The 206-nt window shown below is 45.6% G+C and carries 1 protein-coding gene; it reads left to right on the top strand.

The window, feature by feature from the left end:
• Nucleotides 1–206, top strand: a 206-nt coding sequence (locus tag LKK83_RS00480; protein WP_324628774.1) for a hypothetical protein, incomplete at both ends; no start/stop codon positions are given.

Genomic DNA, 206 nt, shown 5'->3' with positions numbered 1-206 from the left:
AACGAAAACCTAATTTTCCCCACGGAAAATTCCGTAGGAAACACGGTTTTTGCGGGAAATACTTTTCCCTTTTTCGCCACGGATACCGCTGAAGCGGTGTTCGGGACGACTGTGGATAATTTCCTGTTAGGAATGGGAGGAAATGACAACCTTTATGCGGGAACTGGCAACGATATTTTGCACGGCAATACCGGAAATGACTATCT

Source organism: Phormidium sp. CCY1219 (assembly GCF_035615515.1).
Taxonomy (GTDB): Bacteria; Cyanobacteriota; Cyanobacteriia; order Cyanobacteriales; family Laspinemataceae; genus CCY1219.
This window is presented reverse-complemented; position numbering and strand designations above follow the sequence as displayed.